General features: G+C 70.4%; 18 protein-coding genes. 7 read left to right on the forward strand and 11 right to left on the reverse strand.

The features are described from left to right. Positions 1–12: 12 nt before the first annotated feature. Both Aph01nite_RS04535 and Aph01nite_RS04540 read right to left on the reverse strand, forming a co-directional pair. Positions 13–657: an SHOCT domain-containing protein gene (locus Aph01nite_RS04535; protein WP_204039451.1), complete on the reverse strand. Its 645-nt coding sequence runs from the start codon at positions 655–657 to the stop codon at positions 13–15. 53 nt (positions 658–710) lie between these two features. Next, on the reverse strand, positions 711–1,919 hold the full coding sequence (locus Aph01nite_RS04540; RefSeq protein WP_204039452.1) for a cysteine desulfurase-like protein: 1,209 nt from the start codon (positions 1,917–1,919) through the stop codon (positions 711–713). 70 nt (positions 1,920–1,989) lie between these two features. Here Aph01nite_RS04540 and Aph01nite_RS04545 point away from each other — a divergent pair, with 70 nt between their 5' ends. Continuing rightward, on the forward strand, positions 1,990–2,454 hold the full coding sequence (locus Aph01nite_RS04545; RefSeq protein ID WP_373872260.1) for an SDR family NAD(P)-dependent oxidoreductase: 465 nt from the start codon (positions 1,990–1,992) through the stop codon (positions 2,452–2,454). Positions 2,455–2,460: 6 nt separating this feature from the next. Here Aph01nite_RS04545 and Aph01nite_RS04550 read toward each other — a convergent pair whose 3' ends face one another. Further along, a complete protein-coding gene (locus Aph01nite_RS04550; protein ID WP_204039453.1) occupies positions 2,461–3,117 on the reverse strand; it encodes a response regulator in 657 nt (218 codons plus the stop codon). Beyond that, positions 3,114–4,220: a sensor histidine kinase gene (locus tag Aph01nite_RS04555; protein ID WP_204039454.1), complete on the reverse strand. Its 1,107-nt coding sequence runs from the start codon at positions 4,218–4,220 to the stop codon at positions 3,114–3,116. The genes Aph01nite_RS04550 and Aph01nite_RS04555 overlap by 4 nt, the downstream gene beginning before the upstream one ends. Before the next feature lie 194 nt (positions 4,221–4,414). Between Aph01nite_RS04555 and Aph01nite_RS04560 the strand changes: the two genes are divergently transcribed. Continuing rightward, the gene (locus Aph01nite_RS04560; protein WP_204039455.1) at positions 4,415–4,777 is read left to right on the forward strand and encodes a DUF6223 family protein; all 363 of its coding nucleotides are present in this window, start codon (positions 4,415–4,417) and stop codon (positions 4,775–4,777) included. A 94-nt stretch (positions 4,778–4,871) separates the two neighbouring features. On the opposite strand, the gene Aph01nite_RS04565 is transcribed toward Aph01nite_RS04560, so the two are convergent. The 7 genes from Aph01nite_RS04565 to Aph01nite_RS04595 are packed head-to-tail and all read right to left on the reverse strand — an operon-like array spanning position 4,872 to position 11,787. Next, entirely contained in the window at positions 4,872–6,299 is a 1,428-nt protein-coding gene (locus Aph01nite_RS04565; protein WP_204039456.1) for an NAD-dependent succinate-semialdehyde dehydrogenase, read from the reverse strand. Next, entirely contained in the window at positions 6,296–7,498 is a 1,203-nt protein-coding gene (locus Aph01nite_RS04570; RefSeq protein ID WP_204039457.1) for an iron-containing alcohol dehydrogenase, read from the reverse strand. Before Aph01nite_RS04570 ends, Aph01nite_RS04565 begins: the two co-directional genes overlap by 4 nt. Continuing rightward, positions 7,491–8,258: an SDR family NAD(P)-dependent oxidoreductase gene (locus Aph01nite_RS04575; RefSeq protein WP_204039458.1), complete on the reverse strand. Its 768-nt coding sequence runs from the start codon at positions 8,256–8,258 to the stop codon at positions 7,491–7,493. Before Aph01nite_RS04575 ends, Aph01nite_RS04570 begins: the two co-directional genes overlap by 8 nt. Then, positions 8,251–9,027, reverse strand: a complete 777-nt coding sequence (locus tag Aph01nite_RS04580) for an HpcH/HpaI aldolase family protein (RefSeq protein ID WP_275418507.1) — start codon at positions 9,025–9,027, stop codon at positions 8,251–8,253. The genes Aph01nite_RS04575 and Aph01nite_RS04580 overlap by 8 nt, the downstream gene beginning before the upstream one ends. After that, a complete protein-coding gene (locus Aph01nite_RS04585; RefSeq protein ID WP_204039460.1) occupies positions 9,024–9,935 on the reverse strand; it encodes a cupin domain-containing protein in 912 nt (303 codons plus the stop codon). Before Aph01nite_RS04585 ends, Aph01nite_RS04580 begins: the two co-directional genes overlap by 4 nt. After that, on the reverse strand, positions 9,932–10,867 hold the full coding sequence (kce, locus tag Aph01nite_RS04590) for a 3,5-dioxohexanoate:acetyl-CoA acetone transferase (RefSeq protein ID WP_204039461.1): 936 nt from the start codon (positions 10,865–10,867) through the stop codon (positions 9,932–9,934). The genes Aph01nite_RS04585 and kce overlap by 4 nt, the downstream gene beginning before the upstream one ends. Continuing rightward, positions 10,867–11,787 (reverse strand): DUF6282 family protein, encoded by a 921-nt coding sequence (locus Aph01nite_RS04595; protein WP_204039462.1) that lies wholly within the window; start codon positions 11,785–11,787, stop codon positions 10,867–10,869. Before Aph01nite_RS04595 ends, kce begins: the two co-directional genes overlap by 1 nt. A gap of 218 nt (positions 11,788–12,005) precedes the next feature. Here Aph01nite_RS04595 and Aph01nite_RS04600 point away from each other — a divergent pair, with 218 nt between their 5' ends. The 5 genes from Aph01nite_RS04600 (at position 12,006) to Aph01nite_RS04620 (ending at position 16,829) form a co-directional block, all read left to right on the forward strand. Further along, entirely contained in the window at positions 12,006–12,764 is a 759-nt protein-coding gene (locus tag Aph01nite_RS04600; RefSeq protein WP_204039463.1) for an IclR family transcriptional regulator, read from the forward strand. A gap of 15 nt (positions 12,765–12,779) precedes the next feature. Continuing rightward, positions 12,780–13,652, forward strand: coding sequence for an ABC transporter permease (locus tag Aph01nite_RS04605; protein WP_204039464.1), 873 nt, complete (start codon positions 12,780–12,782; stop codon positions 13,650–13,652). Further along, the gene (locus tag Aph01nite_RS04610) at positions 13,649–14,467 is read left to right on the forward strand and encodes an ABC transporter permease (RefSeq protein WP_204039465.1); all 819 of its coding nucleotides are present in this window, start codon (positions 13,649–13,651) and stop codon (positions 14,465–14,467) included. The genes Aph01nite_RS04605 and Aph01nite_RS04610 overlap by 4 nt, the downstream gene beginning before the upstream one ends. 11 nt (positions 14,468–14,478) lie before the next feature. Next, entirely contained in the window at positions 14,479–15,648 is a 1,170-nt protein-coding gene (locus tag Aph01nite_RS04615) for an ABC transporter ATP-binding protein (protein ID WP_204039466.1), read from the forward strand. A 113-nt stretch (positions 15,649–15,761) separates the two neighbouring features. Continuing rightward, complete coding sequence (locus Aph01nite_RS04620) at positions 15,762–16,829, forward strand: extracellular solute-binding protein (RefSeq protein ID WP_204039467.1); 1,068 nt, start codon at positions 15,762–15,764, stop codon at positions 16,827–16,829. Positions 16,830–16,853: the final 24 nt, after the last annotated feature.

A 16,853-nucleotide genomic window follows, 5' to 3' on the forward strand; every position in this document is an offset into this window, starting at 1 on the left:
CCCGGCCGCCGGTCAGGGTTCCTCCATGACCTCCGCTTTCAGCCGGGCGTACTCCTCCTGGCTGATCTCGCCGGAGGCGAGGGCGGCTTCCAGCCGGGCCAGGAACTCGCCGAGCGGATCGATCGCCGGGGGGAGGCCCAGGCGTTCCGCGACCGCCTGCACGTCGAGGACGATCGGGTCGCCGCGCGAGCCCGGGTCGCGGGCGACCGTCACGGTGGCGCCCTCGGGCAGCCGGGTCAGGGTGTGGTGGCGGAACTCCAGGCCCGGCACGGCGGGCACCTGGATGACGAGCCGGTGCACCGGCCGGCCGTTCTGGTACGTCGAGGTGACCTGGACGGAGGTCACGACACCCTGCTCCCGGACGCCGTGCTCCCGCAGGCGCCGTTCCCGGCGGTCCCGCAGGAGCAGGCGCACGACCAGCCACAATCCGGCGACCAGCGCGACGAGCCCGAGGGTCAGGAACAGGATCGCGGCGACCCTGTCGGCGGGCTCGCCGTCCGGGCAGACGTGCGGGCCCTCGTCGGTCCCGCAGTCGAACGTCCCGTCCGGGTTGTCGGGGACCAGCCAGAGGTAGGCGAAGAAGACGCCGAGCGGGAGGATCCACACCGCTTGCACGAGCACGCCGAGCGCGATCGAGAGACGCTCTTTCCTGGGCATGCGCGAAGGCTAACCAGCGGGCTCCCGAAACCGGTACCGGGTTTCCGCCCTGCCTAAGAGCCGGTCAGATCTCCCAGGGCGTTGAGCAGGCGGTCCACGTCCGACCGGTCGTTGTAGTGCACCAACCCGGCCCGTACGGCGGATCCGCTGTCGCGGATCCCGAACGCGCCCGTCAGCTCCCAGGCGTAGCAGTGCCCGTCCCACACGTTGACCTTGCGGGCGGCCAGGTGCTCGGCCACCTGGCGGGGCTTGTGCCCGGCGACGTCGAAGAACGCGGTCGCCGTACGGCGGCGGGGCGAGCCGATCAGCCCGACCCCGGGCAGGGAGGCCAGCCCGTCGAGCAGACGGGCGAACTCGGCCTGCTCGTGCGCTTCGACCGCCGTCATGGAGGCCAGCAGCCGCTCCCGCCGGGTGCCCGTCGCGTCCGGGTCCAGCCCGGCGAGATGGTCGACCGCGGCGGTCACCCCGGCCAGGTCGGCGAAGGGCAGGGTGCCCGTTTCGAACCGGTCCGGCACCTCCTCCGGGGACGAGGCGAGCTTGTCGGGGGAGAGTCGTTCGAGCAGGTCAGGGCGGGCGATGACGGTGCCGGTGTGCGGTCCCGACCACTTGTAGGAGCTGGTCGCGTAGAAGTCCGCGCCGAGGGCCGCCATGTCGATCGGGGTGTGCGGGGTCGCGTGCACGCCGTCCACGTAGGCCAGCGCTCCGACGGCGTGGGCCCGCGCGGTGATGCGCCGGACGTCGGGCATGGTGCCCAGGATGTTGCTGGCCGCGGTGACGGCGACGAGCCTCGTGCGGTCGGTCACCAGTTCGTCGTACTGCTCGGCGGGCAGTTCCCCGCTGGGCACGTCGACGGCCGCCCATCTGATCCGGGCTCCCGCCCTGGTGGCGGCCTGCACCCAGGGGCGTACGTTCGCGTCGTGGTCCAGCCGGGACACCACGATCTCGTCGTCGGGCCCCCAGTCCTTGGCCAGCGCGTACGCGAAACGGTAGGTCAACGTGGTCATGTTGGGGCCGAACACGACGCCGCCCGGGTCGCCGCCGACGAGGTCCGCGACGGCCTGCCGCGCCTGCGAGACGATCTCGTCGGAGCGTGCGCTGCCCGGGAAGGCGCCGTGGGTGTTGCCGATGCCCTCGGTGTAGGCGGCGGCGATGGCGTCGATGACGGGCTGGGGCACCTGGGTGCCCGCGGCCGCGTCCAACCAGGCAAATCCATCAGAAAGGGCGGGGTAGAGCGCGCGGATCCGCGCGATGTCGAGGCTCATGGCACCTCAGTCTCGTGGGTCGCCCGATCGGAGGTAAGGGGGCCCCGCCGGGGTCTTCTTCGCCCACCCGATCACCGAGGTCTCGTACGAGGAGTGGCAGACCGCCTGGCACCGGACGCTGGCCGTCAACCTGCTCGGCGCGGCCAACGCGACCTGGTGCGCGGTCCGGCACATGCCCCACGGCGGCAGGATCGTCAACGTCTCCTCGCGCGGCGCCTTCCGCGGCGAACCCGACAGTCCCGCCTACGGCGCGAGCAAGGCCGGCATGAACGCGCTGGGCCAGTCGCTCGCCATCGCCCTGGCCCCGCACGGCATCGCCGTGGGCACCGTCGCGCCCGGCTTCGTCGAGACCGACATGACCAACGAGCACCTCAAGGCGCCGCGGGGCGACGCGATCCGCGCCCAGAGCCCGTTCGGGCGGGTGGCCGAGGCCGACGAGATCGCCGCCGCCGTGCTGTACCTGGCCTCCCCGGCGGCCGAATGGGCGAGCGGCGCCATCATCGACCTCAACGGCGCCTCCTACCTGCGCAGCTGACCCCCCTCACCCGGTGCGGGGAACCACCAGGCCCGATTCGTACGCGAGGACGACCAGCTGAGCCCGGTCGCGGGCGTGGAGTTTGGCCATGGCCCGGTTGACGTGGGTTTTGGCGGTCAGCGGGCTGATCACCATGCGTTCGGCGATCTGGTCGTTGGACAGGCCCCGCGCGACCAGGGCGACCGCCTCGCGTTCGCGGTTGGTGAGTCCGTCCAGTCCGGCGCCGGTGGTGAGCGGCTGGGTGACGTACCGGTGGATCAGCCGGCGGGTGATGGAGGGGGCGAGGAGGGCGTCGCCGCGCGCGGCGACCCGTACGGCATGGAGGAGGTCTTCGGGGAGGATGTCCTTGACGAGGAAGCCGGCCGCGCCGGCGCGGAGCGCGTCGAAGACGTACTCGTCGAGGCCGTAGTTGGTCAGGATGACGACGTGCACCCCGGCCAGGGCGGGGTCGGCGGCGATGCGCCGGGTCGTCTCGATGCCGTCGGCTACCGGCATCTGGATGTCGACGAGCGCGATGTCGGGCAGATGTTCCCTGGCCAGCGCCAGGCCCTCGTCTCCGTCGGCGGCTTCGGCCACCACCTCGATGTCGTCCTCGATGTCGAGGAGCGCGCGGAATCCGCTGCGGATGAGCGGCTGGTCGTCGACCAGCAGGACCCGGATCATGACGTCCGGTCTACGGGGAGTTCGGCCTGCACGGTGAAGCCGCCCCCGCCGCGCGGGGCCGCCCGCAACCGGCCGCCGAGGGCGGTGACACGTTCCCGCATGCCGAGGAGCCCGACACCGGGGACGGGCGCGGTGTCCGGCGTTGCCTTGCCGTCGTCGTCGACTCGGATGACCAGGGCGTCGGGCCGGTAGTCGATCCGAACCGACGCGGTCGTGGCGGCGGCGTGGCGGGCGATGTTGGTCAGCGACTCCTGGACGATCCGGTACGCGGTCCGGTCCACCGCGGCGGGTACGTCGTCACGGTTGCCCTCGATCGTCAGCTTCGCGTCCAGGCCGGTCGTCCGGGCGCGTTCCACGAGTTCGGGGACGTGGTCGAGCCCGTGCGGCGGGTTCTTGCCGTCGTCGCGCAGCACCTCCAGGGTCGCCCGCAGCTCTCTGGCCGCCTCACGACCGGCCTCCCGGATCGCCAGCAGAGCCTCCGGCACCGGTTCGCCCCGTTTGCTGGCCACGTGGACGGCGGCCTCGGCCTGCACCTTGATCACCGAGATCTGGTGGGTGAGCGAGTCGTGCAGTTCTCGCGCGATGTGCAGCCGCTCTTCGTCGGCGCGGCGTCGCGCGGTCTCCTCCCGGGTGCGTTCCGCCTCGTCCGCCCGCCGTTCGGCCTGCCGCAGCGCCTCGCCCGCGGCACCGGCGGCGATCAGCCAGGCGATTTCGAGAGCGCCCCGGGCCTGCGCGAGCGCCTCGCCCATGTCGTGCAGGGAGACCAGCGCCGCGAGCGGGAGAGCGGCCAGCATGGCCACACTCGCGGCCACGGCGACCACGCGGTGTCCCGCGCGGACGGCGGCGTACACGCCGAACAGGAACGCGACGGCGGGCACGTCGAAACCGGCCGCCTGGTAACCCACCGCGCACAGCCCGGTGACGGCCAGCACGGGAATCGGAGCACGGCGTCGGGCGGCCAGCGCCAGTCCGCTGCCGGTCAGCAGCGCGTAACCGAGCCAGTCGAGGCCGCTGGACGAGCTGTCCGCGGACAGTCCGGTGACAAGGAGGACCGCCGCCACACAGATGGCGATCGCCCAGTCTCCGACACTGATCCGACCCATGCGTGCACCATAACCGGACGTCCGCGCGGACGAATCCTGCGTACGGACGAGCAGCCGGCTACCGCATCCGCGGTACTTCCACGGTTCCTGCGGCATCCGCCGCAGCGCTAAGTGTCCGCGCGGGCAGGACGACCGGCGCCGGGTCCGGCGGACATCATCAGGCGACATCCAGTCGTAGGGGAGAGGAGCACCTCATGTCCGTCCGTCACCTGCTCGAAGCGCACGTCATAGCCCAGCCGTCCGACGTCACTGCGTACGCCCTGACCGCCGGGCGTCTCTGGTCCATGGTGGCCGGGCTGCTGGGCCTGGCCGGCGCGGCGGTGGGAGGGCTGACCCTGGCCCGGCCCAACGGTCGTATCGGCAGAAGCGGAAGGGGAGGAGCCGTGGCCCTGCTCGCAGGGCTGGCCGGCGTGGTGATCGGGGGAGTGGTCGTGGCCGTCGCCGATGGGGGACCGGGCTCGGGCAGCGGAATCGTCGGGGGAGTCCTGGCCCTGGTGGTGGGGCTGGTCGCCATGATCCTCGGCTGGCGGGCCCGCTCCTCCGTCGGGTCGGCGTGAAACCCGAGTACCAACCTTACTTTGTCAAGGGCGTCGCGTGGTGCAAAATCCGCGCAACCAAAACCACAACAACCAGCACCAACGACCAACGGCGCTACGCGGTCAGGGCGATGTACTTCTCCTCCAGGAACTCCAGGATGCCCTCAGAGCCGCCCTCCCGGCCCAGCCCGCTCTGCTTGACCCCTCCGAAGGGGGCGGCCGGGTCGCTGACGACGCCCCGGTTCACCGCGACCATGCCGGCTTCGAGCCGCCGGGCGACGCCGATGGCTTCGCGTTCCTCGCCGAAGACGTACGCCATGAGGCCGTAGACGGTGTCGTTGGCCATGCGGACGGCCTCGTCCACGTCGTCGTACCGCACGACCGCCGTGACGGGGCCGAAGATCTCGGTGGTGTTGATGGTGGAGCCGTGTCTCACGCCGGTGAGGAGGGTCGCGTCGTAGAACGCGCCGGTGGGGGAGGCTTTCCCGCCGCGGACGATCGTGGCCCCTTCGGCTACGGCGCTCTCGACGAGGGCGGCGACCTTGTCGCGCTCCAGGACGGAGACGAGCGCGCCGAGGTCGTTCGTGCGGTCGAGGCCGGGCCCGGCGGACACGTTGCCGAGGGCGAGGTTCATGCGGGCGACGAATTCGTCGTGGACGGAGCTGTGCACGTAGAAGCGGTTGGCGGCGGTGCAGGCGGAGCCGCCGTTGCGCATCTTCGCGAGGAGGGCGCCCGCGACGGCGGCGTCCAGGTTCGCGCCGGGGAGGACGATCAGCGGGGCGTTGCCGCCGAGTTCCATTGAGGTGCTGACGACGCTGTCGGCGCACGCGTGGAGGAGTTCGCGGCCGACTTCGGTGGAGCCGGTGAAGGACAGTTTCCTGACTTCCGGCCGGTCGATCATGCGTTTGACCAGGGGCCCGGTCGGTACGGGGGTGACGAGGTTGACGACGCCGCGGGGGAGTCCGGCGCGGTGGAGGACGTCGACGACGTAGGCGGCGGTGAGGGGGGTTTCGCGGGCGGGTTTGAGGATGGTGGTGCAGCCGGCGGCCAGGGCGGGGCCGAGTTTGCGGGTGGCCATGGCGGCGGGGAAGTTCCAGGGGGTGATGAGGAGTGATACGCCGATGGGCTGCCGGTCGACGATGATCCTTTTGTCGCCGGAGGGGGAGAGTCGGTAGTCGCCGGGGACGCGTACGGCTTCTTCGGCGAACCAGCGGAAGAACTCTTTGGCGTAGCCGGCTTCGGCGACGGCGTCGGCCCAGGATTTGCCGTTCTCGCGCACCATGAGCTCGGCGAGGTCCTCGGTCTCGTCGGTGAGGATCTCGTACGCGGCGCGGAGGAGTTCGCTGCGTTCGCGGGGGGCGGTGGCGGCCCATGCGGGTTGGGCGGCGGCGGCCGCGTCGACGGCGTCCATGCAGTCCTGTTCGCCGGCGGCGGCGAAGCGGGCGATGGTGGACAGGTCGGCGGGGTCGGTGACGTCGAAGCGCTGGTCGTCGGAACCGGGCCGCCACTGTCCGTCGATGAACAGGTCGGTGTGCGGTTTCACGCGGTTCTCTCTTCCGTGAGTTGTCCGGTGTGTGCTCGTTGGAGGATGTCGAGGAGGAGGTCTCGGGTGGGTGTGACGGGGGAGATGGCGAGGAGCCGGGCCGATCCGAGCGCGAGGTCGGCGATCTGTGGTAGTTGCTCGCGTCCGACGCCGATTTCGGCGAGTGTCGCGGGTATGCCGATTTCGCGGTTGATCTCGGCTGCTCTGGTGACCACTGGGATGCCTTCCAGGGCCGTACTCAGAGCGGTCAGTCGTTCGGCTACGTCGTTGTCCTGCCGGAGTACGTCCATCACGTAGGGGAGCATCAGCCCGGTGCCGAGGCCGTGGGGTGTCTTGGTCAGGGCTCCGATCGGGTACTGCAGGGCGTGGCACAGGTGGGTTCCTGTCGATCCGAAGGCCATCCCGCCCAGAAGTGCCCCCATGGCGACTTCCGCGCGTGCCTGCCGGTCGTCCGGTTGGCGTACGGCGACCGGCAGCCACGGCCCGAGATGCCGGGCGGCTTGGAGCGCGATGGATTCGATGAGCGCGTTGCGCCCGGTGAAGACGGGCAGGGTGCCGGGCCAGGTGATGTCGAGTGGCCTGGCGGTGTAGGACTCGATCGCGTGCACGAGCGCGTCGATGCCCGCGTACGCGGTGACGGTGGCCGGTGATCCGAGCGTGTACTCGGGGTCGACGATGGCGGCGGCCGGGACGAGGAACGGGCTGGAGATGCCCACTTTGAGTTCGCGTGCCGGGTCGGTGACGACGGCGACGGGTGTCACTTCCGACCCGGTCCCCGCGGTCGTGGGTACGGCCACGATGGGGAGGACGGGTCCGGGGACGAGGTTCTCGCCGTAGTAGCGGCTGAGCGGGCCGTCGTGCGTGGCGAGCAGGGCGATGAGTTTGGCCGCGTCGAGCGTGCTGCCTCCGCCGATGGCGAGGATGACGTCCGCGCCGTACTCTCTGGCGGTCGCCCCGGCCGCGTCGAGGGTGTCGACGGGCAGTTCCGGGGTGATGTCGGAGTAGACCCGCAGCTCCAGTCCGGCGGCGGTGAGCGCGTCGGTCGTCTCGCCGTAGAGCGGGGAGCGCAGGAGGAAGGGGTCGAGGACGGCGAGCACCCGGCGGCCGTGGATGTGGATGGCCTCGGGCAGTTGGGCGCGGGCTCCGTAGCCGAAGTGCATCCGCGGTGGGAGCCGCAGGGTGGCGACGGCGTCAGGCAACGAATCCTCCGTCCACCGGTAGCACGACTCCGCTGAGGTGGCTGGCCCGGTCGCTGAGCAGGAACGACGCCACCGAGCCGACTTCTGCTCCGGTGCCGGGTTTGCGGAGCGGGGTGGCGGCGATTCTGGCTTCCACGCCGCCGGGGATGGCCAGCCGGGTCTGGTCGAGCATGGGTGTCTCGGTGGGTCCGGGCGCGAGTACGTTGACCCGGATGCCGTGGGGGCCGAAGTCGTGGGCGGCGGTGCGGGTGAGGCCGATGACGGCGTGTTTGCTGGCCTGGTAGGCGCCCATGCCCGAGCTGCCTCTGACGCCGCCGATGCTGCTCATGTTGACGATGGAGCCGTGGCCCTGTTCCAGCATGACGCGTGCCTCTTCCCGGATGCACAGCCAGGTGCCTTTGACGTTCACGGCCATGATCTGGTCGAAGTCGGTTTCGGGGACCTGGTCCAGGCGGCCGGCCTGGGTGATCGCCGCGTTGTTGAAGGCTCCGTCGAGGTGTCCGAAGGTTTCGACGGTGGCGTTGACGAAGTGGGTGACGTCGTCCGGGTGTGAGACGTCTCCGGTCGTGTACGCGACGTGGTGGCCGGCGTTGTCGAGTTCCTTGGCGATGGCGGCGAGGGGGCCTTCGGTGCGGGCGACGAGCATGAGGCTGGCCCCGTCGGCGGCGAAGACGCGTGCGGCGTCGGCTCCGATGCCCGCGCTGGCTCCGACGACGAGGATGACTTTGCCGGCGAGTGGCGGGTGGGTGGGGTCAGGCATGGGGTCTCCGGTGTGTCACGGTTCTGGCTGTTTCGACGGCTGTTCTGGCGGCGGCGCCGAACAGGCTGGCGTCGTTGCTGAGCAGGGTGAAGGTGTAGCCGGTGGCGATGGCCGCGCGTATGGCGTCGGTGGTGGCGGCGCCCGCGTTGCCGACGGGGGTGCCCGCGTCCTGGGCTTGGCGGACGGCGTGGGTGATGAGTTGGGTGATGGCGGGGTCGGTTTCGGTGGTGCCTTCGCTGACGGACAGGTCGGCGGCGCCGATGAGGAGGGCGTCGATTCCTTCGGTTTTCGCGATGGCGCCGGTGTTCCGTACGGCGGTGGCGCTTTCGATCTGGGCGATGAGGGCGACCTCGTGCCGGCCGTACTGGAGGTAGTCGGCGCGGGGGAGGGCGCCCCAGGCGCCGGCGCGGCTGGTGGAGCCGACTCCGCGGGTGCCGAGTGGGGGGAAGCGGGCGGCGGATACGGCTGTTCGGGCCTGGTCGGGGGTGTCGACGTGGGGGACCATGATGCCTTCGGCTCCGGCGTCGAGGATGCGTTGGATGAGTCCGGCGTCGAGTCCGGGGACGCGGACGATGGGGGAGACGCCGGTGTGGAGGGCTGTGCCGATGAGCCGGTAGGCGGTTTCGAGGTTGATCGGCGCGTGTTCGAGGTCGATCACGGCGAAGTCGAATCCGGCGAGTGCGACCAGTTCCATGATCTCCATTGCTGGGATCTTGATCCAGGTCCCGAAGGCGGGCGGGCTGGCCAGGGCTGTGCGGAAGAGGCTCATCTGGAGGGGTAGTCGGCGGCGTTGAGCACCCAGCCGGAGGCGGAGAAGTCCGCGCGCGGCGGGGAGAAGATGTCGATCAGCTGCTGGTGGGGGCCGACGCCCTGGGTGGTGTGCACGGTGGGCGGGGGGATGACGCAGATGGAGGGTGTGGCGATCTCGCGGCGTTCGTCGGGCCGCCACAGGGTGGAGTCGGGGCCCCACGGGTAGCGGATGTGGTGCATGAAGCGTCCTTTGACGGCGAGTGAGATCTGCTCGAAGTCGTCGTGGTGGTGGGGTGAGAGTCGGTGCGCGTCGCGGGGGTGCGGTTCCTCCGCGAGGAAGTTGACCATGAGGGTGGTGGTGCGGAAGATCCGGCCGAACCGTCCTTCGGCGATGGGGGTGTCCGCGAGGCGGTAGACGCGCAGGGTGAAGCCGCCGACGGGGTCGGGCCACGGGTCGAGGGGTGTCACGCGCGGGTCGGGTTCGGTGTACGCGTCGGCGTTGGCGGCGCTCTCCCACAGGTCGCGGGTGTTGACGGAGAAGACGCGGATGAGGACGCCGTCGCCGTCGGCGCGGATCTCGCTGTCGCCCGGCGGGATGACCACGAAGGCTTCTTCGGCGACGGACTCGGTACGGCTGCCGCCGGTCACGGTGACGGGGGCGCTGTCGGAGTACATGAGCAGGGCGTACTCGTCCGGCTGGCCGGTGCGGGGGAAGACGTCGCCGGCTTTGGCGTCGGTGTAGGCGATCACCAGGTTGGCCGCGCAGGCGATCCAGGTCGTGCTTCCGTTCGCGCCGGCCTCGTACGGGGGCTGTTCGTGGAATTCGATCCATTGGGCGGGCCTGATGGGGGTGGCGGCGTCCACGGTCCGGGTGGGGGTGGCGGGGGTCAGCCGTGAGCGGATGTCGTCCGCCGCGTACATGGTCATGCGGGTGTGCTCCCGTCTGTGTTGCCCCGCAGCGCGAGCATGGCGCGGGCGTCCGCCGGGGTGGCGATCTGTTTGCCGAGGTCTTCGATGACGTCGCGGATCTTGCGGACCTGCTGGGCGCTGTTTTCGGCCAGCCGGCCTTTGCCGATCCAGAGGCTGTCCTCCAGTCCGACGCGTACGTGGCCGCCGAGCCGGGCGCTGTGGGTGCAGAACGCCATCTGGTCGCGTCCGGCGGCGAAGGCGGAGAAGGTGTAGTCGTCGCCGAAGAGTTTGTCGGCGATGCGGACCATGTGGTCGAGGTTCTCGTGGTCGGCGCCGATGCCGCCGAGGATGCCGAAGACGCCCTGGATGAGCAGTGGGGGTGGGGCCAGGCCTTTGTCGGCGAAGTGGGCGAGGGTGTAGAGGTGGCCGATGTCGTAGCACTCGTATTCGAAGCGGGTGCCGTTGGCGCCGAGGGTTGTGAGGGTGTGCTCGATCCGGTCGAAGGTGTTGACGAACGGCTGCGCGTAGGTGTTGAGGACGTACGGTTTCTCCCACGCGTGTTTCCAGTCGGTGATCCGGTCGGCGATGCCGGAGTAGACGAAGTTCATCGAGCCCATGTTCATGCTGGCGAGTTCGGGCTGGAAGCGGGTGGCGGCGGCCAGCCGCTGGTCCATGGTCATGGCCGAGGAGCCGCCGGTGGTGATGTTGACGACGGCGTCGGTGCGTTCGGTGATGCGGGGGATGATCTGTTGGAAGATCTCGGGTTCGAAGGCGGGCCGGCCGTCCGGGTGGCGGGCGTGCAGGTGGACGACGGCGGATCCGGCCTCGATGGCGGCGAGGGCGTCGGCGACGATTTCGCCGGGGGTCAGGGGCAGGTGGGGGCTCTGCGAGGGGATGTTGACGGAGCCGGTGACGGCCGTGGTGATGATGACCTTCTCCGCCGTGCGCATCAGTTCGTCTCTTCCAGGCCGAGCAGGTAGGCGGTGTTGCGGCAGATCATCTGGCGGATGTCGGCCTCGGGGACGCCGTGGTCGAGGAGCTGCTGGACGATCAGGAGGTAGGCGTCGACGGGGAGCGGGTTGCCCTGCTGGCCGAGGTCGGAGTTGATGACGGTCCGTTCGGGGCCGATCTTCTCGATCCAGTCCACGAGGCGTTCGATGGGCCAGGCGGGGGCGGGCACCTTGGGGTGGTACATGGACAGTTCGTGTTCGACGAACGCGCCGTAGGTGAGCATCTCCTCGATGTCGGTCTCGGAGGCGTTGACGATGAAGTCGGGGTGGTGCAGGAGCATGCGCCGTACGCCGTTGTCGCGGGCGGTCCTGAAGAAGGCCTTCATGGATTCGCCGTCGAGGTGGCCGCCGGTGAGGAGGATTCCGGCTTCGGCGACGAGGCGGGTGACGAGGTGGGTGTCGGCGGAGATGTCGCCGGTCTCGTCGAAGATCGAGACTTCTTTTTCGTGGAGGTCGCCGGTCGCGCTGGGGAAGCCGTCGTCGTGGCTGTGGGCGCGCCTGTGCTGGGCGGCGGAGACGGTGGGTCCCCAGACGCAGCGGCCGCCCATGGTGATGGCGACGGCGACGGCGGAGGGGTTGACGCCGCCGACTTCGGAGTTGAGGGCGACGCCGCCGTACATGGGGGTGGGGGCGTCGGCCAGCGGGGTGCGCATGGCGAGCAGGTCCATGACGGTGTTGTGGTGGTGGGATTTGCAGAGGATGGCCCGCATGTTGATGCGGGCGCCGTCGTATGAGGCTTCGACGTGGTCGAAGCGGCGGGGGAAGGGGCTCGGGCCGGAGTGGCAGTGGAGGTCTACGGTCCCGTCCAGGACCTTGAGCAGTCCGGGGGTGGGGGTGCGGGCCTCCTCGGCGATCGACATCCGAGAACCTCCTTATGTTCAGAATGCGGTTTCGCCGTTCACCATACGGACGAAGATTGAAGGTGTCTAGCCGCTGTTCTGCGGGGAAACACGGTGACAGGAGGCTCACTGTTCACATTGCGAATCGATGGGTTGCAATATGAACATTCGACTGCTCTACTGACAGCACTCAGCGGGCCCCGGTGAGCCCCCGGTGAGCCCCCGGTGAGGAGGTGGAGATGAGCGTCGAGTCCAACGGCCGTCACCCGGCCGCCGTCGCCGCCGACCTGGCCCCCATCCAGTCCATCGATCGCGCCGCCAACGTGCTCGCGCTGCTGAACCAGGACACGCCCGTGCTCACGGCGGCGTTCGTGGCCGAGCGGCTCGGCCTCAACCGCACCACCGCCCGGCGGTACCTGCAGTCGTTGCAGCGTGCCGGCTTCCTGAGCCCGTCGTTCGGGCCGGGGCCGCTGCTGGACCAGCTGTCGTCGCTGGTGTCGGTGCGCCAGCAGATCCTCACCTTCGCGCCCGCGATCATGCGGCAGCTGTCCGACAGCACGGGCCTGACCACGGTGCTGAGCTTCCTGGGGCGTACGGGGGCGGTGGTGACGCTGGTCGAGGAGGCCGGCCAGGGCACCATCATCCTGACCGTGCGCGTCGGCACGGTGCTCGAACTGAAGGCGGCCCAGACGCGGGTGCTGCTGGCGTTCGCCTCCGACCCGGCCGCGGTGACCCGCGCGCACGCGGCGCTGTCCCCGGCGGAGGCCGCCAGGGAGCGGGACACGCTGGCCGGGGTGCGGCGGCACCGGCTCGCCTGGGCCGACCTCGGCCGGGAGGGGCTGGCGTCGGCCGCGGTGCCGGTCTTCGCGACGCACGAGGTGCAGGCGGCGATGGCCATGCTCGGCACGACCGCGATGCTCGGCCCGGACCGTTCGGCCGAGCGGGTGGCGGCGCTCGAACAGGCGGCCCAGACGCTCAGTTCCATGATCGCGAGATGAGCTGCGAGGACAGATGTGAACACGCCAGATCCCGCGCGGTGGCGCGGTCCCAGCCCGCGGTGGCTGCTGCTGGTGCCGGCGCTCGCGCTGCTCGCCGCGATCCTGCTGCTGCCGCTGGGGCAGAGCCTGTTCCGCAGCGTCGGGCAGGGCGACTGGACGCTGGACCACTACGCGCGGCTGTTCACCGACGGGGTGACGTTACGCGTGCTCGCCCGTACGGCCGTGACGGCGGCCGTCGTGACCGTGATCGCCTTCGCCTTGGGGTACCCGTACGCGTACGTGATGACCAGGGTGGGGCCGCGCATGCGCGGCGTGCTGCTGGTGATCGTGCTGATCCCGTTCTGGACCTCGGTCATGGCCCGCAACTTCGCCTGGATCGTCATCCTCCAGCGTGAGGGTCCCGTGCACTCGTTCTTCCGGCTGTTCGGCCTGGACGTCGTGCTGTACGGGTCGGTGGCCGGCGTGACCGTCGCGATGAGCCAGGTGCTGCTGCCGTTCATGGTGCTGCCGCTGTTCAGCGCGCTCAGCGGCATCGACCGCCGCCTGCTCCTGGCCGCCCGCGGGCTGGGCTCGCACCCGCTGGTGGCCTTCTGGAAGATCTACTGGCCGCTGTCGCGCGGCGGCGTCGTGGCCGGGCTGATCCTCGTCTTCACGCTGAGCCTGGGCTTCTACGTCACGCCGGCACTGCTCGGCTCGCCGAAGGAGTCGCTGGTCGCCCAGCTGCTCGGCCAGCGGACGACGCAGCTGCTGGACTTCGCCGGGGCCGGCGCCCTGGGCATGCTCGTGCTCGTGGTCACCCTCGTGCTGGTGGCCTGGGCGAACCGTTTCGGGGGAACGATCTCGGCGATCGGCGTGGTCGCCGCCGCTCCGGTGAAGGACCGCACATGAGAGCCCCGCGCCGCTCCCTGCGCCGCGACCGCGGGGTGGACCCCGTCCCCTGGTGGCAGAAGATCTTCGTCGCCGTGGTCGGCCTGTACTTCATCCTGCCCACCCTGTTCGTCATCCCGATGAGCTTCAGCACCGCCTCCACGTTCCAGTTCCCGCCGCGGGGTTTCTCGCTGAAGCTGTACGAGAACTTCTTCACCAACCAGGTCTGGCTCACCTCGCTGCGCAACTCGGTGCTGGTGGCCTTGCTGGCGGCGCTGCTGGCGACCGTGGCAGGGACGGCCGCCGCCCTCGGCCTCCACCGGCTGACCGGGCGGATGGCGCGGTTCGCGCGGACGCTGCTGATGGTGTCGATCGTGACGCCGGCGATCGTTCTCGCGGTCGCGGTCTACATCTCCTTCCTCAAGTGGCACCTGGTCGGGACGGTCACCGGCTACGTGCTGGCGCACGCCGCGATCGGCGTGCCGTTCGTGCTGGTGTCGGTGACGAGCGCGCTGGGCGGGTTCGACCCGAGGCTGCTGCGCGCCTCCGCGTCGCTGGGCGCGCCCCCGTTCCGTACGTTCCTGCGGGTGACGATGCCGCTGATCAGCCGGGGCATCCTCACCGGAGCGATCTTCGCCTTCGTGACCTCGTTCGACGAGGTGGTGATCGCGCTGTTCCTGCGGGCGCCGGGTTTCCAGACGCTGCCGGTGCAGATGTACAACAGCGTCACCGTCGAGATCGACCCCACCATCGCCGCGTCGTCCAGCCTCGTGGTCACCGCGGTCACGGCCGTGTGCCTGGTCCTGCAGTTCGTGGGCCGCCGGAGAAAGTCCTGATGGGAGCTCACATGTCCGCCACCAAGTTCCCCACCGCGTCCCCCACAGCGTCCCCCGCAGCGTCCGCCACCGCGCCTGGGCCTGTGGCCGTGCCCCGGCGAGCCGGGACGCAGATCCGCCTCACCGGCGTCACGAAGGACTACGGGCTGGCCAGCCCGGCCGTGGCCGGGGTGTCGCTCACGATCGAGCCGGGCGAGTTCATGACGCTGCTCGGGCCGAGCGGTTCGGGCAAGACCACGACGCTCAACCTCATCGCGGGCTTCGAGACGCTGACGGCCGGGTCGATCGCGTTCAACGGGGCCGACGTGAGCCGCCTGCCGCCGCACAAGCGGAACCTGGGCATGCTCTTCCAGAACTACGCGCTCTTCCCCCACCTGACGGTCGCGCAGAACGTCGCCTACCCCCTGCGGGAGCGGAGGCTGCCCAAGCCCGAGATCGCGCGCAGGGTCTCCGAGGTGCTCGAACTGGTGCAGCTGACGGGACGGGACGGCACCTATCCCGCCCAGCTGTCGGGCGGGCAGCAGCAGCGGGTGGCGCTGGCGCGCGCCATCGTCTTCGACCCCAGCGCGCTGCTCCTGGACGAGCCGCTCGGGGCGCTGGACCGCAACCTGCGGTCCACGTTGCAGCTGGAGATCCGCCGGATCCACCGCGAGGTGGGGTCGACGTTCGTGTTCGTCACCCACGACCAGGAGGAGGCGATGAACCTGTCCGACCGGATCGCGCTCTTCAACGACGGGCGCATCGAGCAGGTCGGGACGCCGGAGGCGCTCTACCAGACCCCCGAGACGCTCTTCACCGCCCGGTTCCTGGGGGATTCCACCGTTTTCGAGCTGCCGTACGGGGACGGCGCGGGCGCCGCCTGGGAGGACGAGGTGTGGGCGGTCGATCCGGCCACGGTCTCGGCCCGGGTGGTCGCCGGTTCGCGGGCCGCGCTGGTGGTGCGGCCGGAGGACGTGCGCATCGCGGCCGACCGGAGCGCGGTGCCGTCCGGGGCGAACGCGGTGAGCGCGACCATCCGCGACGTCGAGTACATGGGCGCCTACCGCACGGCCGTACTCGCCCTCGGGCGGGGCGGGGTGGCGGGGCGCGCCCGGCTGGACGCCCTGGAGAGCGACCTCGGCGCCGGCCAGTCCGTGACCGCCTGGTGGCGCGTCGACCGGCAACGCCTCGTCGCGGCCTGACCCGGTCCGCCGCCGGTCCGCCGCCGGTCCGTGGCCTCGCACGGCCTCACGAGTGTTCGGGGGATGAAGTACAACTCCATATTTTGAACAATCACGATCGAAGGAAGTGACGAATGGTCTCCCGAACCGTTCGCGTCGGCGCGACTCTCAGTACGCTCGCCCTCCTCGCCACGCTGGCCGCCTGCGGCGGCGAAACCACCCCCGCCGACCCCGACGGGAACGTCGCGCTGACGTTCGTCGGGTACGGCGGCGTCGGCCAGCAAGCCATGATCGACAACTACCAGAAGCCCTACACCGCCGCGCACCCCAACATCACGTTCGTCAACACCTCCCCGCCCGACGTCGCCCAGGTGAAGGCCCAGGTCGAGAGCGGTTCCGTGGTCTGGGACGTGGTCGCGGTGGCGCCCGCCGCCGCCACCCAGAACTGCGGGACGCTCTTCGAACCGCTCGACTTCTCGGGCGTGGACCCCAAGGACCTGGTCAAGGGCACGATCGGCAAGTGCTACATCGGCAACTTCATCAACGCCTCGCCGTTCGCGTACCGCACGGAGGCGTTCCCCGACCCGGCAAAGGCGCCCAAGACGGTCGCGGACTTCTTCGACGTGCAGAAGTTCCCCGGCCAGCGGGGCATCCTCACCAACCTGCAGAACGGCATCCTGGAGTACCCGCTGCTCGCCGACGGCGTCGCGCCGGACGCCCTCTACCCGCTCGACGCCGACCGGGCGCTGAAGAAGCTCGACACGATCCGCGACGTGACCACGTTCGCCCCCAACGTCGGCGCGCTCCAGCAGGCCGTCGGCGCCAAGCAGGTCGACATGTTCTTCCTCGCCGACTCCCGCCTGGTGCCCCTGATGAACGACGGCACCGCCATCACGGTCGTCTGGGACACGACGGTCGCCTCCATCAACGCCTTCGCCGTCCCGAAGGGGTCGCCGAAGGTGAAGGCCGCCCAGCAGTTCATGGCCACCGTGGTCGCCCCGCAGGCGGTCGCCGGCATCTCCGAGGTGCTCGGCACCGCGCCCGTGAACCTGGCCGCCAAGCCGAACCTGTCGGAGAACGCGACGAAGGTCCAGGTCTACGGCCCGGCCAACACCGGCAAGACCGTCCTTCAGGACGTCGACTGGTACGCCGCCAACTTCAACGAGGTCACCACCAAGCTCACCAACTGGCTCGCCGGCTGACCACGCTGTTCAAACTACGATCCT

The sequence above is a fragment of the Acrocarpospora phusangensis genome (genome assembly GCF_016862995.1).
Taxonomy (GTDB): Bacteria; Actinomycetota; Actinomycetes; order Streptosporangiales; family Streptosporangiaceae; genus Acrocarpospora; species Acrocarpospora phusangensis.

Coding starts and splice junctions, on each gene's coding strand:
- Aph01nite_RS04550 (WP_204039453.1), bottom strand. CDS start 3,117: ATGATCCGGGTCCTGCTGGTCGACGACCAGCCGCTCATCCGCAGCGGA.
- Aph01nite_RS04620 (WP_204039467.1), top strand. CDS start 15,762: ATGGTCTCCCGAACCGTTCGCGTCGGCGCGACTCTCAGTACGCTCGCC.
- Aph01nite_RS04555 (WP_204039454.1), bottom strand. CDS start 4,220: ATGGGTCGGATCAGTGTCGGAGACTGGGCGATCGCCATCTGTGTGGCG.
- Aph01nite_RS04560 (WP_204039455.1), top strand. CDS start 4,415: ATGTCCGTCCGTCACCTGCTCGAAGCGCACGTCATAGCCCAGCCGTCC.
- Aph01nite_RS04580 (WP_275418507.1), bottom strand. CDS start 9,027: ATGAGCCTCTTCCGCACAGCCCTGGCCAGCCCGCCCGCCTTCGGGACC.
- Aph01nite_RS04615 (WP_204039466.1), top strand. CDS start 14,479: ATGTCCGCCACCAAGTTCCCCACCGCGTCCCCCACAGCGTCCCCCGCA.
- Aph01nite_RS04610 (WP_204039465.1), top strand. CDS start 13,649: ATGAGAGCCCCGCGCCGCTCCCTGCGCCGCGACCGCGGGGTGGACCCC.
- Aph01nite_RS04535 (WP_204039451.1), bottom strand. CDS start 657: ATGCCCAGGAAAGAGCGTCTCTCGATCGCGCTCGGCGTGCTCGTGCAA.
- Aph01nite_RS04585 (WP_204039460.1), bottom strand. CDS start 9,935: ATGACCATGTACGCGGCGGACGACATCCGCTCACGGCTGACCCCCGCC.
- kce (WP_204039461.1), bottom strand. CDS start 10,867: ATGCGCACGGCGGAGAAGGTCATCATCACCACGGCCGTCACCGGCTCC.
- Aph01nite_RS04540 (WP_204039452.1), bottom strand. CDS start 1,919: ATGAGCCTCGACATCGCGCGGATCCGCGCGCTCTACCCCGCCCTTTCT.
- Aph01nite_RS04600 (WP_204039463.1), top strand. CDS start 12,006: ATGAGCGTCGAGTCCAACGGCCGTCACCCGGCCGCCGTCGCCGCCGAC.
- Aph01nite_RS04575 (WP_204039458.1), bottom strand. CDS start 8,258: ATGCCTGACCCCACCCACCCGCCACTCGCCGGCAAAGTCATCCTCGTC.
- Aph01nite_RS04595 (WP_204039462.1), bottom strand. CDS start 11,787: ATGTCGATCGCCGAGGAGGCCCGCACCCCCACCCCCGGACTGCTCAAG.